We start from the raw sequence: 13,058 nt of genomic DNA on the forward strand, positions 1-13,058 counted from the left end.
CCGCCCGGAATGAAACCGGCGGCGACGGAGGTTGGACCCGGCGTGACGGATTCGACGAAGGCAGAGAACACGACGCAGACTCCCCCGCTCGGCCGCTTCGGCGTCTGGCGGCACGCGACCGGCCTCCCACCGGAGACCGGAGCCGAGATCGAGAAGCTCGGCTACGGCACCATCTGGATCGGCGGTTCGCCGCCCGCCGACCTCGAGGTGGCCGAACGCCTCCTCGACGCCACCGAGAACATCGTCGTGGCCACCGGCATCGTCAACATCTGGACCGCCCCCGCCGACGAGATCGCGGCCTCCTACCACCGGCTCGAGGAACGCCATCCCGGCCGCTTCCTGCTCGGTGTCGGCGTCGGCCACCCCGAGGCGCACGGTGAGACGTACCGCAAGCCCTACGCGGCACTGGTCGAGTACCTGGACGTGCTCGACCGCGAGGGCGTGCCCGAGGCGCGGCGGGTCCTCGCCGCGCTGGGACCGAAGGTGCTGAAGCTGTCCGCGGACCGGGCCGCCGGAGCCCACCCCTACCTCACCACCCCCGAGCACACCCGCGAGGCGCGCACCGTTCTCGGCCCGGGCGCCGTGCTCGCCCCCGAGCAGAAGATCGTGCTGTCCACCGACGTCGCCACGGCCCGCACCATCGGCCGCAAGGCCGTGGCCAACCCGTATCTGAAGCTGCGCAACTACCGTGCGAATCTGGAACGCACCGGCTTCACCGCCGAGGAACTCGACAACGACGGCACCGACCGGGTCGTCGACGCGCTCGTCGCGCACGGCGACGCGGAATACATCGCGTCGCGTCTGCGGGAGCACCTCGACGCCGGGGCGGACCACGTCGCGGTCCAGGCCCTGCCGATGCGGGACGACCCGGTTCCGGCCCTGCGGGAGGTCGCCGCGGCGCTCGGGCTCTGAGGCCCGGAACCGCGACGACTCACCGCTCGACGCCCCGGATCCGGACGCAGCAGAACCCCGGTTCCGGGGCGAGTTCCGCGCAGAGCCGGTCGGTCCCGAGTCCGGCGACGACCCCGTCGAGCAGGGCGAGGTTCATCCCGCAGACCAGTTCACGGTGCTCGTTCGCCAGCCGGTCGAACGGGCAGTTCGCCAACCGCATCTGCCCGTCGCCGGACAGGCGCGGCTCGTAGCCGTGCCGGGCGAGCAGCCGCGCCATACGTTCGAGGTCGGTACCTCCCGCGTCCATAGGAGCGGGCACCGTTCCGGCGGGCACGGCCGGGGTGGCCGCATTCGCGGCAATACGCCGGCCGTGCTCGACGGCAGCGGTCCGCACCGCCTCCGCGATGGGCACCGAGTCGCGCATCGACCGCTCGATCGCGGCCGCCAGAACCTCCCCGGCGAGGTCGTAGCGCCGCTCGGGCAGGGAGATCGACAGCTCGCGCGACGAGCGCCGATAGAGCTTCGACGGCCGTCCTGCGCCCGGGCCCGTCCGCCCCGAGAGCCTGCGGTACTCCGTCTCGAGCAGGCCCTCCTCCACGAGCCGGTCGAGGTGGAACCTCGCTGCGTGCAGCGGCAGGCCTACCGCGGCCGCAGCCTGCTCGCGCCCGACCGCGTCCGCTTGTGCGGCGACGTAGCGGTAGAGGGACCTTCGAGCCGGGTCTGCCAGCGCACCGATCCCCGACGCCTGTTCGGCGAACTCGTCCTGCACGATTCCCCCTTCTAAAAGAGAAACTTCTTGACGTAATCTACGTCACACCTCTAAAATCAAATCTACTCTCTCTTAGAAGTCAGGAGACTTCGATGAGCCACACGCCCACCTCCCCCACCACGCTCCACTCCACCCCGGCCGGCACGAACGCCGGCGCCCGCCAGGGATTCGTCCTTCTCCGGACCGTGTTCACGGTGGCCCCGATCGCCTTCGGTCTCGACAAGTTCGCGAACCTACTCACCGACTGGGAGCGCTACCTCGCACCCTGGATCGACGACCTCGTCCCGGGCACCGCCCACCAAGCCATGCTCGCGGTCGGCGTGGTCGAGATCCTCGCCGGCATCGTCGTCGCGATCAGACCCGCCATCGGCGGCTACGTCGTGGCCGCATGGCTGCTCGGCATCATCGTCGACCTGGTCACCCTCGGCGGCTACCTCGACATCGCGCTGCGCGACTTCGGATTGGCGGTTGCCGCCCTCGCCCTGGCCCGGCTGGCCACCGCCCCGGTGACTCGCCGCGGACCCACCCCGGGCACATCGTGAAACCGAGCCACCGGTTCACGGACGTCCGACGGCGACCGTGGACCGGCGGCAGCGACCTCCCCACCGAAAGGTGACTCCGCCATGGACTGGGCCGGATGGGCGCTCTTCGGATCGGTGGCCACCACCGCCCTGACCGCAGTCATGATCGCCGCCCAACTGGCCGGTTACAGCCGCCTGGATCTGCCGCTCGTGCTCGGCACCGTCGTCACCGCCGACCCGGATCGTGCCCGGGTGGTCGGATTCTTCATCCACCTCGCGATCGGCCAGGCCTTCGCACTCGGCTACGCCGCCACCTTCGCGCTGCTCCACCGGGCGACGTGGTGGCTCGGCATGCTGCTCGGCCTGCTGCACGTCGCGGTCGCCTTGACGGTCCTGCTGCCACTACTGCCGGGCGTGCATCCGCGCATGGCCTCCCATCGAGCCGGGCCGCGGAGCACCGCGGTCCTCGAACCACCCGGCCTGCTCGGCCTGAACTACGGTGCGCAGACCCCCGCCGTCGCCGTCGCCGCCCATCTCGTCTACGGCACCGCACTCGGCCTTCTTCTCCAGGTGCGCTGAAATGACTTTCAGGATGACCGATTTCGACGAGAGTGGCATCGAGGACAGGGCGGGCACGCAGACCCGGATCGGGGACTACGGCCTGCTGGGCGACACCCGCACCGCGGCCCTGGTCTCCGGCGACGGATCGCTCGACTGGCTCTGCGTGCCCCGCTTCGACGGAGATCCCGTCTTCGGCCGACTCGTCGGCGGAGCGCCGGCGGGGCGGTTCCGGCTCGGGCCCGAGGGGCATGCCACCGTCGTCCGGCGCCGCTACCGCACGCACACCGCAACGCTGGAAACCACCTGGGACCTCGGCAACACCCGGCTCACCCTGAGCGAGGCGATGATCGCGGAGGTGGCCGGACGGCTGCTCCCGGCGACCGTCCTCGTGCGTCGCCTCTCCGTCGAGGGCGAAACTGCGCGCGCCGTCGTCGAATTCGATCCGAGGCTCGGTGAACGCCACCGCCCCCCGAAGGTGCGGCGCGGTCCCGACCTCGTGTGCGAGTGGGGCTCGCTCGCCCTGTCCCTGGCCTGCGACTCCGGCACCCCGATCCCGCCGGGCCGGCCGACCTCGATCCTCGTGACCCCGCGGCATCCGGTCACCGTCGTCCTGACTGTGGCCCACCGCGAGCCGCTGATCCACCTCCCTCCCGCCGCGGCCTGGGAGCTCGTGACCGAGGACGAGGCACGCTGGCGGGCGTGGACGGCGGAGATCGCTCACGATCTGCCCTGTCGTGAGGCCGTCGTGCGAAGCCTGCTGACGCTGCGGCTGCTCACGTATTCCCCGTCAGGGGCGCCGATCGCCGCCCCGACGACGTCGTTACCCGAGTGGCCCGGCGGGGTCCGGAACTGGGACTACCGCTACGCCTGGCCGCGCGACGCCAGCATCGGCGTCGCAGCCTTCCTGGGCGCGGGCAAGGTCGACGAGGCACGCGGGTTCCTCGGATGGCTCCTGCACGCCAGCCGCCTGCAGCGGCCCCGCCTGCCGGTCCTGTTCACCCTCGACGGCCGGCACGCCCCCGCCGAACGCACCCTGCCGGGATGGCCGGGCTTCGCGGGCAGCGTACCCGTGCGGCTCGGCAACGACGCGGCCGATCAGCATCAGCTCGACGGCTACGGCTGGGTCGTCGACGCCGCATGGACGTTCGTCCGCTCCGGTCGGCCGCTGAATTCGGAAACCTGGCGCATGGTAAGGGGATTCGCCGATCACGTCTGCGCACGGTGGCGTGACCCGGACGCCGGCATCTGGGAGATCCGGGGCGACGCCGACCACCACGTGCACTCCAAGATGATGGCCTGGCTGGCCCTCGACCGGGCCCTGCGCATCGCCGAGACCCACCGCCTGTCCAGCCGTCGTCGCCGGCGCTGGCTCGCGGCGCGAGACGACCTCGCCGACGAGGTGCTCGCCCGCGGCTTCGACCGGATCGGAAATCGGTACACCCGCACCTACGGGTCGCGTGACATCGATGCCGCCCTGCTGGTGCTCCCCGTCCTGGGCATGGAGGATCCGGACTCGCACCGGGTGCGTGGCACGATCGACGCGATCCGCAGCGAGCTGTCGGCCGGAGGCCCTCTGCTCTACCGATATCCCCCCGGACAGGACGGGCTGCCCGGCGTCGAGGGCGCGTTCCTGCCGTGCTCCTTCTGGCTGGTCCAGGCGCTGGCCTTCACCGGCCGGCGGACCGAAGCCGGGGAACTGTTCGAAACGCTGCTGCGGCGCGCCGGCCCCCTCGGCCTGCTCCCGGAAGAGGTGGACCCGGGCACCGGCGCCTACCTCGGCAATTACCCGCAGGCGCTCGCCCATGCCGCGGTGGTACAGGCCGCCCTCGCCCTCCGGGCTCACGGGGGAAGCGGATGAGCGGGGCCTCCGGGACCTTCTCTCCCCGGCTCCGGTGTGGAACAGTTTCCTCATGGCGATCCTCACGATCGCAGGCGTCGCGACAGCGGTGAGCGCATTCGCCTTCTACCGCCGGTGGCACCTGCGGTGGGGAGCGACGACCGCCGAGCACGCCGGTGCGATGCCCGGAGACGACATCCTCTCCTCGGCGACGTTCACTGCGACCCGTGCCCTCACGATCGAGGCGCCGGCCGAGTGCGTGTGGCCGTGGATCGTCCAGGTCGGCTACAACCGGGCCGGCTTCTACTCCTACGACCGTCTCGACAATCTGGGGCGGCCCAGCGCGACGACGATCGATCCGCGCCTGCAGTGCATCGAGGTCGGCGACGTGGCGGCGCCGATGGCGAGTCCGGCCACGGCGGCGACGTCCTTCCGGGTGCACTCCTTCGATCCGGGGCGCTGCCTCGTCTGGGCGAAGCCGGATGCGACGTGGTCGTGGCGCCTCGATCCCATCGACGACGGGCGACGGACGCGGCTCGTGAGCCGATTGAAGGCCTCCTACCGGCCCACGCCGTCGCTTCCGCTCACCGTCGCGCTGATGGAACTGGCCGATTTTCCGATGATGCGCAGGATGCTGCTCGGCATCCGGGAACGCGCCGAACGCCTCGCCGGAGACGATCCCGCCTGCTCCCGGCAACGTCTGGAGGACACATGACTCGTACGACCGGCGACCTCGGCATGCTGCGGGCCGCGATGGAGGGCCCGGTTCTCGGACCCGGCGACGCGGACTACGACGAAGCGCGCACGGTGTGGAACGCCGACATCGACCGCCGCCCGGCCGCGATCGCACGATGCCGGAGCACCGCCGACGTGAAGGCGGCGATCGCCTACGCGACCGAGCACGGAATGGAGATGGCCGTGCGCGCGGGTGCGCACAGCACCGCGGGCGCCTCGGTCGTCGACGACGGCCTGGTGATCGACCTCGGATCGATGGATCACGTCGTCGTCGACCCGGAGAGCAGGCGAGTACGGGTCGGCGGGGGCGCCCTGTTGCGTGACCTCGATGCCGCCACGCAGGCCCACGGGCTCGCCGTCCCGGCCGGTCTGATCAGTCACACGGGTGTCGCGGGACTGACGCTGGGCGGAGGAATGGGCTGGCTCACCCGGCAGGCCGGATTGAGCATCGACAACCTCGAGTCGGCCGAGGTCGTCACTGCCGACGGCCGGATCCTGCGTGCCGCCGAGGACGAGAATCCGGACCTGTTCTGGGCGATCCGGGGCGGCGGCGGCAACTTCGGGGTGGTGACGGAGTTCGAGTTCCGCCTGCACGAGGCCGGCCCCGTCGTGCAGTTCGGGCTCCTGTTCTGGGGCCTGGATCAAGGCACCGAGGTGTTGCGGCTCGCCCGGGAGGTCATCGATACGCTGCCCCGCGAGCTGAACATCGTGATCGCCGGCGTGAACGCCCCACCCGCCCCGTTCGTGCCCGAGCAATACCACCTCCAGCCCGGCTATGCCTTCCTCGTCACCGGTTTCGGAGCACCGCAGACGCACGAGGACGCGCTGGCGCGGATTCGGCGCGCTCTGCCACCGCTGTTCGAGTTCGTCACGCCGATGCCCTACGTCGACGTGCAGCAGCTGCTCGACGAGGGCAACGCGTGGGGCTTCTACTGCTACGACAAGGGTTGCTACGTCGAAGATCTCTCCGACGATCTGATCGCGACAGTCGTCGATGTCGTGCCGCAGAAGAACTCGCCCCTGTCGCTCCTGTTGTTCTACCGGCTGGACGAGGCGTACTGCGAAACGAGGGAGGACGATACCGCTTTCGGCGGCGGACGGACGCCACGCTTCGCCGTCTTCATTGTCGGCGTCTGTCCCGATCCCGGTCTGCTGCCACCGGAGCGGGCCTGGGTGCGGTCCGTCTGGGAGGCCCTGCGCCCGTATTCGGTCGGCATCGGCGCGTACGTCAACTCCATGGCCGAGTTCGAACAGGACCGGGTGCGCGCCGCCTACGGCCCCACCAAATATGCCCGACTGGCCGAGATCAAGGCGAAGTACGATCCGCACAACGTCTTTCATCGGAACGCCAACATCGTTCCCGATGTACGGCGCGCGTGACACCGACGGATGACCGCCCCACGTCCGGTGGGACGTGACCGGGCGACTACTCCCCCGACGGCCGGTACGGATCGGTGATCTCACGGAGCAGGGTGAGCGCCTCGCGCAGCTGCTTCATCCGGCGCGCACCGAGATGCTCGGTCCACTCGGCCTCGATCCGCGCCTCCTCGGCCCGGGCGACGTGGCCGGCCTCGGCGCCGCGCGGAGCGATCCGCACGAGTCGCGCGCGGGCGTCGGTGGGGTCGACCGTGCGTTCGACGTAGCCGGCCCGCTCGAGCTGGTCGACGAGGAAGCTGGCTGTCTGCTTGGCCACCTGGGCCTGTTCGGCGAGAACTGTCAGCCGGGTCCCACCGGGTCCGATCCGGGCGGCCACCCGCGCCTGGGCGAGCGTGATGTCGTCGTAGCCGGCGCGCCGCAGCGCCGCGAGAATGCGGTTCTCCGCCGAGCGCTGGGCGATGAACATCAGCACGGCGGCACTGAGGTCCTCGGCCATCATCCTCCCTTGCCGATAGTCCGATCATCGAACTATATTGGTACCAACATCGTACTGATTGTGCCCGTCCGGGAGGTGCGATATGACCGGCGAACCGATCGCCGGGGACTCGATTCCCCGCGGCCACGACGCCGTGCGCGTCTTCGAGGGCGCGAGTGCTGTCAGGCTTCGCGGACGTCTTCGAGCTCGAACGCACCAGGACCCGGCCACCGGTGTTCCGCTGAGACGGAAGGCTCCTGCGATGAACGACGACGAGGTGTGGGCCGCGATCGACAGCGAGCGACGACGCACGGCCGGCCTGCTCGAGCAGCTGTCCGACGACGAATGGGCACAGCCGTCGCTGTGCGACGGCTGGACGGTACGCGACGTCGCGGCCCACCTGACCCTGCAGCAGCTGACCGTCGGGGACTGCGTCCGGATGGTTCTGCGTCATCCCGGCCCGCTGAACTCGATGATCTGCGCCGCCGCCCGCCGACGGGCGGCCCTGCCGACCGACCGGTTGATCGCGGACCTGCGCGCGACGATCGGTTCCCGCCGCCGCAACGTGGGGCTGACCAGCCTCGAGCCCCTGAGCGACATCCTCGTGCACGGCCAGGACATCGCGATCCCGCTGCACCGCGACCTCGAGATGCCGGTGACCGCGGCGGCCGCGGCGGCCACCCGCGTGTGGTCCTTCGGCGGCAGGGGCAAGGCCCGGGTCTTCCGCTCCCTTCCGCTGCGCGGGTACCGGCTCACCGCCACGGACGTCGAATGGTCGGCCGGGGAGGGGCCGGAGATCCGGGGGCCGATCTCCGCGATCCTGTTGCTGCTCACCGGCCGCCGCGTGGCGCTGCCCCTGGTGTCCGGGCCGGGCGCGGACGAGTTGCGCGCGCGGTTGCCGGCCGGGTGATCAGGTTTCGGATGCGGCACGGCCCGCCCGGCCCGCTCCGCGCCACCCCGCGGTACGACGAGTTCTCAACCCATGTGGGCGCGCAGCAGGTCCTGGAACGGCGTGCCGGGGGCGCGCAGCGAGTTCCCCGACGAGCGCGGCCGCGCCGGGGAGGACGCGGGCGTGAAGCCGTCCACACCGGTCCGTTCACCGACGACGAGCGCTGCGAGTTCCTCGGCCGCCCGCCGGATCCGGCTGCCGAGGGCGGCGCCGGCCTCCCCGGCGCCGAAGTCCTCGGTCGCGGCGAACACGCCCGTGGGGACGACCACCGCGCGCAGGAACGTCAGCAGTGGACGCATCGCGAAGTCGAGCACCATCGAGTGCCGGGCCGAGCCCGCGGTCGCGGCGACGATCGTGGGCATGCCGTTCAGCGCGTCGGTGTCGAGCACGTCGAAGAACATCTTGAACAGGCCGCTGTAACTTGCGGTGAACACCGGAGTGACGGCGATCAGACCGTCGGCGTGCGACACCTGCTCACGCGCCCGCGCGACGGCCGGGGCCGGCAGGCCGCCGGTGGCGACCGTGGTCGCGAGATCGGTTGCGAGATCGCGGAGTTCGATCACCTCGACATCTGTGGACTCACCCCGCGCGCCGACCGCTGCGGTGACGGCGGCGGCGATCCGGTCCGCCAGCAGACGCGACGACGACGGTTGCGAGAGCCCGGCGGTGACGACGACGATGCGGCGGCTCATCGGGCGTCGGCCTCCTCGGCGGCGGACAGATCCACCTTTGCGGGAACCACGAGGCGGTGCGGGGAATCCGGACCCGCGGCGACGAGCGAGGCGTGCGTCGGGGGCTCCGACGGCACGTGCGCCGGGCGGCGTCGTTCGAACTCGGTGCGCAGCACGGGCACGACCTCGCGGCCGAGGATCTCGATCTGCTCGAGCACCACGTCGAGGGGCAGACCGGCGTGGTCCATAAGGAACAGCTGCCGCTGGTAGTCGCCCGCGTAGTCGGCGAAGCCCAGGGTGCGCTCGATCACCTGCTCGGGGGTGCCGACGGTCAGCGGGGTCGTCGCGGAGAAGTCCTCGAGCGACGGTCCGTGACCGTAGACGGGGGCGTAGTCGAAGTACGGCCGGAAGACGCGCTTGGCCTTCTCCTCGGTCTCCGCCATGAACACCTGGCCGCCGAGGCCGACGATCGCCTGGTCGGCGGCGCCGTGGCCGTACTGCTCGAACCGGGTGCGGTAGAGGCTGATCATCTGCTGGATGTGTTCCCGGTTCCAGAAGATGTTGTTGTGGAAGAAGCCGTCGCCGTAGAACGCGGCCTGCTCGGCGATCTCCGGCGAGCGGATCGAGCCGTGCCACACGAACGGCGGGGTGTCGTCGAGCGGCCAGGGGGTCGAGGTGTAGCCGCGCAGCGGGGTGCGGAACTTGCCTTCCCAATCGAGGGCCTTCTCCCGCCACAGGCGGCGCAGCAGGTGGTAGTTCTCGATCGCGAGCGGGATGCCCTGGCGGATGTCCTTGCCGAACCACGGGTAGACCGGGCCGGTGTTGCCGCGGCCCATCATGAGGTCGACGCGGCCGCCCGAGAGGTGCTGCAGCATCGCAAAGTCCTCGGCGATCTTCAGCGGATCGTTCGTCGTGATCAGCGTCGTGGCCGTGGAGAGGATCAGTTTCTCGGTCCTGGCGGCGATCCAGCCGAGCATGGTGGTGGGCGACGACGGGACGAAGGGCGGATTGTGGTGCTCGCCGCTCGCGAAGACGTCGAGCCCGACCTCCTCGGCCTTCAGCGCGATCTCCGTCATCGCGACGATGCGTTCGTGCTCGGTGGGTACGCGGCCCGTGGTGGGGTCGCGGGTCACGTCGCCGATGGTGAAGATGCCGAACTGCACGATGAGCCTCCGTCAATAGTTGATTACTCAACTATACGAACCGGTGCGGTGCGGGCGATATTCCGGCCACCCCGGCCGGAGTGCACCGCGCTCTCGATCACTCCCTGCCCCACTCCGGGCACGGCCAGTTGCATGATGACATTCGCCGCGTTGATCGATCCCCCCAGAGGCGAGACAAGATCACCGACGGTACGGATCGTCCGCATACACCCTCCATCTGACAACGATCGTACTCACTTTACGCTGCACATCGACCCCACCTCAACGGCCTGCAGACCATTCGATCGAGCGTCGCCGGGTGCTCGCTACGGAGCGGGACGCGAACGGGACCGTCTGCCGGGTCCACGATTCGGGCCCGCCCTCGGAGGCAGCCGAGGCACCATGTGTCGATCGGCATCGACGCCGGCGCGCCCGACCGCACAGGCCGGCCGTCCACGGCCGGAAGTCACGAGGAAGGCACGGCATGGAACATGTCGACCGCGGCGCCCTGGACGCCCAGCGCGGACACTGGCAGCGCACCTATCGCGACAACCCGACGATGTACGGGCCCGCACCGAGCGAGCCTGCCCGGCGCGCCCTCGAGCTGTTCGACCGCGAGCAGGTGCGTGAGGTCCTCGAACTCGGCGCCGGCCAGGGCCGGGACACGCTGGCCTTCCTCCCGGCCGGGTTGTCGGTGACCGCGCTCGACTACGCGCCCGAGGGCCTCGGCGAACTCCGGCGCGTCGCGGCCGAGGCCGGCGTGGCCGACCGGCTCACGACCCGCGTGCACGACGTGCGTGAACCCCTGCCCGTCGCCGACGCGTCCGTCGACGCCGTCTACAGCCACATGCTCTTCAACATGGCCCTCACCACCGAGGAGATCGACGCACTCGGCACCGAAGTGCATCGGGTGCTGCGCCCGGGCGGCTGGCACGTCTACACCGTGCGGCACACCGGCGACGCCCACTTCGCCACCGGGACGGACCGTGGCGACAATCTGACCGAGCACGGCGGGTTCGTCGTCCACTTCTTCGATCGGGCACTCGTCGAGCGTCTGGCCCAGGGATTCACCGAACCGCAGGTGGAAGCCTTCGAGGAAGGCGGCCTGCCGCGGCGACTGTGGCGCGTCACGCAGCAGAAGGTCCGGCCCACGCCCGCGGGATGACGCCCTTTCGCGCATTTCGCGCCCCCGGACACCCGCCGGACGCGAGGATGGGCGACATGGTCGGCAGGCTCGCCCTCCTAGGGCTGATCGCGGCGTGCAGCATCGCGACCGCCGCACCCACGGCGGGCGCCGAACAGCGTGCCGCGGAGGCTACGACCGGCCCGCCGCAGAGCACCTTCGGCGCCGCGCTCGCCTACTCGCTGGCGCATCCCGGCGTCGTCCCGGCCGGGACGAACGATGTCGACTGCGTGCCCACACCGGCGCACCCCGAACCGGTGGTGCTCGTCCACGGCTTCCTCGAGAACTCCTACGCCAACTGGGCCGGATTGGCACCGGCGCTGAAGGCCGAGGGGTACTGCGTGTTCGCACTCGACTACGGCGCACCGCCGGGCGAGCCGTTCAAGGCGCGCGGGCCGATCCCGGACGCCGCCGGCGAACTGGCGGCGTTCGTCGACACCGTCCTGGCCGAAACCGGCGCCGAGCGAGTGAGCATCGTCGGTCACTCCAAGGGCGGCGCCGTCCCCCGGTGGTACGTGCGGTTCCTCGGCGGGGCAGACAAGACCAGCCGCATCGTCGGGCTGGCGCCGGCGAACTACCCTTCGCTCGGGCCGCCGTCGGTCGCGCAGGATGCCGTGCTCGCCGAGCTCAACGCCGGCAGCGACACCGTCGAGGGCGTCTCCCACACGGTCGTCGCCACCAGATACGACCAGGTGATCATCCCCTACACGGCGTCGTTCCTCACCGGGCCCGGCGCGCAGAACATCCTGCTGCAGGACGTGTGCCCCGCGAACACCGCCGACCACGTCTCGATCCCCTACGATCCGGTCGCCGAGCAGCTGGTGCTGGCCGCGCTGGACCCGGCCGGGGCGCGGCCGGTCGTGTGCTGAGCGCCGCCCCTACCCGCCGGGCAGGCGCCGCGTTCCGCCGATCACGAGGGTGACCTCCACGTCGACGTCGCGCAGCCCGGCCTCGTTCAGGGCGTCGCGCAGGGTCGCCGGATCCGCCTCGGGCGGCGGCCCGAGCGCCTCGATCCACAGCACGGACTCGCGGAATCCGATGTCGGTGATCACCCAGCCCTGCTCCTGCGCCCACTGCTCCGCGACGGGGGCGACGTCGGCCTTCAGCGTCTCCTGCCGGATCACTCGCGTGCTGGACACCCCCAGGGGGACCGCGACGAGCACGACCGCGGCGACGACCGTGAGCACGCTGAGGCCGCGCAGGTCCCCGACCGTACGGCCGGCGCGGTGCGCCGCCCCGCGCACCCCCGCCAGCAGAAAGACCAGGGTGCCGGTGGCGACGATGGCGGCGACGTTGGTGGCGAACAGCAACAGGGCCCCACCGGCCTGCCGCGGCGCGCCGGACTCGAGGGTCAGGCCGACCACCGCGAGCGGCGGCACGAGCGAGATCGCGATCGCCACCCCGGGCAGGGTGTCGGACACATCGCGGCGCACCAGCGCGAAGGCCCCGACCGCACCGGTGGCCAAGGCGGCGACGAGGTCGATCATCCGCGGCGCGACCCGTCCCGCCACCTGGCTGTTGTTCTGCGCGAGCACGTCCAGCGGATCGAGCAGGCCCACCGCGAATCCGGTCGCGACCACCGCGGCCGATCCTGCCACGACGAGCAGCGCGGAGGCGATCAGGTTGCGGTGGTCGTTGAGGACGACGGCCAGCGCGGTCCCGACGATCGGCGTCATCAGCGGCGCCACGATCATGGCGCCGATGACGGTGGCGGTCGAGTCCGCGACGACGCCCGCCGAGGCGATGACCGCGGCCAGCACGAGCAGGGTCCAGAACGTCGCGCGCCGGGAACGGGGCCGGGCGTCCTCGGACAGGAACAGGGTGGAGGTCATCCGCTCGATGTCCTCGGTGGTGGGTCTCACGAAAGCCTCCTGGTGCGTCGTTCCGCGAGTGCATCACAGCAGATGCCGCGCGCCCACAGGATCGGGACACCGGTCCCTTCCGTCC

14 protein-coding genes and 1 pseudogene are annotated in these 13,058 nt (G+C 71.0%); 9 read left to right on the plus strand and 6 right to left on the minus strand.

All coding sequences use genetic code 11. The annotated features are described in order from the left end of the window. Window positions 1-9: 9 nt before the first annotated feature. A complete protein-coding gene (locus AIIKEEIJ_RS17715) occupies window positions 10-912 on the plus strand; it encodes an LLM class F420-dependent oxidoreductase (RefSeq protein WP_044476362.1) in 903 nt (300 codons plus the stop codon). A 19-nt stretch (window positions 913-931) separates the two neighbouring features. Here AIIKEEIJ_RS17715 and AIIKEEIJ_RS17720 read toward each other — a convergent pair whose 3' ends face one another. Beyond that, a complete protein-coding gene (locus AIIKEEIJ_RS17720; protein WP_050036124.1) occupies window positions 932-1,660 on the minus strand; it encodes a helix-turn-helix transcriptional regulator in 729 nt (242 codons plus the stop codon). Between the two features lie 92 nt (window positions 1,661-1,752). Between AIIKEEIJ_RS17720 and AIIKEEIJ_RS17725 the strand changes: the two genes are divergently transcribed. The 5 genes from AIIKEEIJ_RS17725 to AIIKEEIJ_RS17745 all read left to right on the plus strand — a co-directional run bounded on the left by AIIKEEIJ_RS17725 (window position 1,753) and on the right by AIIKEEIJ_RS17745 (window position 6,694). After that, entirely contained in the window at window positions 1,753-2,202 is a 450-nt protein-coding gene (locus tag AIIKEEIJ_RS17725; RefSeq protein WP_161996259.1) for a hypothetical protein, read from the plus strand. 81 nt (window positions 2,203-2,283) lie between these two features. Next, window positions 2,284-2,760 (plus strand): hypothetical protein, encoded by a 477-nt coding sequence (locus AIIKEEIJ_RS17730; RefSeq protein ID WP_006944153.1) that lies wholly within the window; start codon window positions 2,284-2,286, stop codon window positions 2,758-2,760. 13 nt (window positions 2,761-2,773) lie between these two features. Then, window positions 2,774-4,600, plus strand: coding sequence for a glycoside hydrolase family 15 protein (locus tag AIIKEEIJ_RS17735; protein WP_238406456.1), 1,827 nt, complete (start codon window positions 2,774-2,776; stop codon window positions 4,598-4,600). Window positions 4,601-4,652: 52 nt separating this feature from the next. Next, window positions 4,653-5,294, plus strand: coding sequence for a hypothetical protein (locus tag AIIKEEIJ_RS17740; RefSeq protein WP_161996261.1), 642 nt, complete (start codon window positions 4,653-4,655; stop codon window positions 5,292-5,294). Continuing rightward, window positions 5,291-6,694, plus strand: coding sequence for an FAD-binding protein (locus tag AIIKEEIJ_RS17745; RefSeq protein WP_161996262.1), 1,404 nt, complete (start codon window positions 5,291-5,293; stop codon window positions 6,692-6,694). Before AIIKEEIJ_RS17740 ends, AIIKEEIJ_RS17745 begins: the two co-directional genes overlap by 4 nt. Before the next feature lie 46 nt (window positions 6,695-6,740). Here AIIKEEIJ_RS17745 and AIIKEEIJ_RS17750 read toward each other — a convergent pair whose 3' ends face one another. Then, window positions 6,741-7,187, minus strand: coding sequence for a MarR family winged helix-turn-helix transcriptional regulator (locus AIIKEEIJ_RS17750; protein WP_080688420.1), 447 nt, complete (start codon window positions 7,185-7,187; stop codon window positions 6,741-6,743). Between the two features lie 241 nt (window positions 7,188-7,428). On the opposite strand from AIIKEEIJ_RS17750, the gene AIIKEEIJ_RS17755 reads away from it, so the two are divergent. Next, the gene (locus AIIKEEIJ_RS17755; RefSeq protein ID WP_161996263.1) at window positions 7,429-8,076 is read left to right on the plus strand and encodes a maleylpyruvate isomerase family mycothiol-dependent enzyme; all 648 of its coding nucleotides are present in this window, start codon (window positions 7,429-7,431) and stop codon (window positions 8,074-8,076) included. A 65-nt stretch (window positions 8,077-8,141) separates the two neighbouring features. On the opposite strand, the gene AIIKEEIJ_RS17760 is transcribed toward AIIKEEIJ_RS17755, so the two are convergent. The 3 genes and pseudogenes from AIIKEEIJ_RS17760 to AIIKEEIJ_RS34345 all read right to left on the minus strand — a co-directional run. Further along, window positions 8,142-8,807, minus strand: coding sequence for a CE1759 family FMN reductase (locus AIIKEEIJ_RS17760; protein WP_161996264.1), 666 nt, complete (start codon window positions 8,805-8,807; stop codon window positions 8,142-8,144). Beyond that, window positions 8,804-9,949 (minus strand): CE1758 family FMN-dependent luciferase-like monooxygenase, encoded by a 1,146-nt coding sequence (locus tag AIIKEEIJ_RS17765; protein WP_161996265.1) that lies wholly within the window; start codon window positions 9,947-9,949, stop codon window positions 8,804-8,806. Before AIIKEEIJ_RS17765 ends, AIIKEEIJ_RS17760 begins: the two co-directional genes overlap by 4 nt. 74 nt (window positions 9,950-10,023) lie before the next feature. Then, window positions 10,024-10,155, minus strand: a pseudogene (locus tag AIIKEEIJ_RS34345) (oxygenase MpaB family protein); the annotation flags it as partial. A 257-nt stretch (window positions 10,156-10,412) separates the two neighbouring features. Here AIIKEEIJ_RS34345 and AIIKEEIJ_RS17770 point away from each other — a divergent pair. Then, window positions 10,413-11,093 (plus strand): methyltransferase domain-containing protein, encoded by a 681-nt coding sequence (locus AIIKEEIJ_RS17770; RefSeq protein ID WP_161996266.1) that lies wholly within the window; start codon window positions 10,413-10,415, stop codon window positions 11,091-11,093. 47 nt (window positions 11,094-11,140) lie between these two features. Beyond that, window positions 11,141-11,980, plus strand: a complete 840-nt coding sequence (locus AIIKEEIJ_RS17775; RefSeq protein WP_161996267.1) for an alpha/beta fold hydrolase — start codon at window positions 11,141-11,143, stop codon at window positions 11,978-11,980. 9 nt (window positions 11,981-11,989) lie between these two features. Here the strand turns inward: AIIKEEIJ_RS17775 and AIIKEEIJ_RS17780 are convergent, their stop codons facing one another. Beyond that, window positions 11,990-12,973 carry a DUF389 domain-containing protein gene (locus AIIKEEIJ_RS17780; protein ID WP_006932499.1) on the minus strand — a complete coding sequence of 328 codons (984 nt, stop codon included), beginning with the start codon at window positions 12,971-12,973 and terminating at the stop codon, window positions 11,990-11,992. Between the last annotated feature and the right edge of the window lie 85 nt (window positions 12,974-13,058).

Source organism: Rhodococcus sp. YH1, from assembly GCF_009939605.1.
Classification (GTDB): Bacteria; Actinomycetota; Actinomycetes; order Mycobacteriales; family Mycobacteriaceae; genus Rhodococcus; species Rhodococcus aetherivorans.

Coding starts and splice junctions, on each gene's coding strand:
- AIIKEEIJ_RS17760 (WP_161996264.1), bottom strand. CDS start 8,807: ATGAGCCGCCGCATCGTCGTCGTCACCGCCGGGCTCTCGCAACCGTCG.
- AIIKEEIJ_RS17755 (WP_161996263.1), top strand. CDS start 7,429: ATGAACGACGACGAGGTGTGGGCCGCGATCGACAGCGAGCGACGACGC.
- AIIKEEIJ_RS17745 (WP_161996262.1), top strand. CDS start 5,291: ATGACTCGTACGACCGGCGACCTCGGCATGCTGCGGGCCGCGATGGAG.
- AIIKEEIJ_RS17775 (WP_161996267.1), top strand. CDS start 11,141: ATGGGCGACATGGTCGGCAGGCTCGCCCTCCTAGGGCTGATCGCGGCG.
- AIIKEEIJ_RS17730 (WP_006944153.1), top strand. CDS start 2,284: ATGGACTGGGCCGGATGGGCGCTCTTCGGATCGGTGGCCACCACCGCC.
- AIIKEEIJ_RS17740 (WP_161996261.1), top strand. CDS start 4,653: ATGGCGATCCTCACGATCGCAGGCGTCGCGACAGCGGTGAGCGCATTC.
- AIIKEEIJ_RS17770 (WP_161996266.1), top strand. CDS start 10,413: ATGGAACATGTCGACCGCGGCGCCCTGGACGCCCAGCGCGGACACTGG.
- AIIKEEIJ_RS17750 (WP_080688420.1), bottom strand. CDS start 7,187: ATGGCCGAGGACCTCAGTGCCGCCGTGCTGATGTTCATCGCCCAGCGC.
- AIIKEEIJ_RS17715 (WP_044476362.1), top strand. CDS start 10: ATGAAACCGGCGGCGACGGAGGTTGGACCCGGCGTGACGGATTCGACG.
- AIIKEEIJ_RS17735 (WP_238406456.1), top strand. CDS start 2,774: ATGACCGATTTCGACGAGAGTGGCATCGAGGACAGGGCGGGCACGCAG.
- AIIKEEIJ_RS17725 (WP_161996259.1), top strand. CDS start 1,753: ATGAGCCACACGCCCACCTCCCCCACCACGCTCCACTCCACCCCGGCC.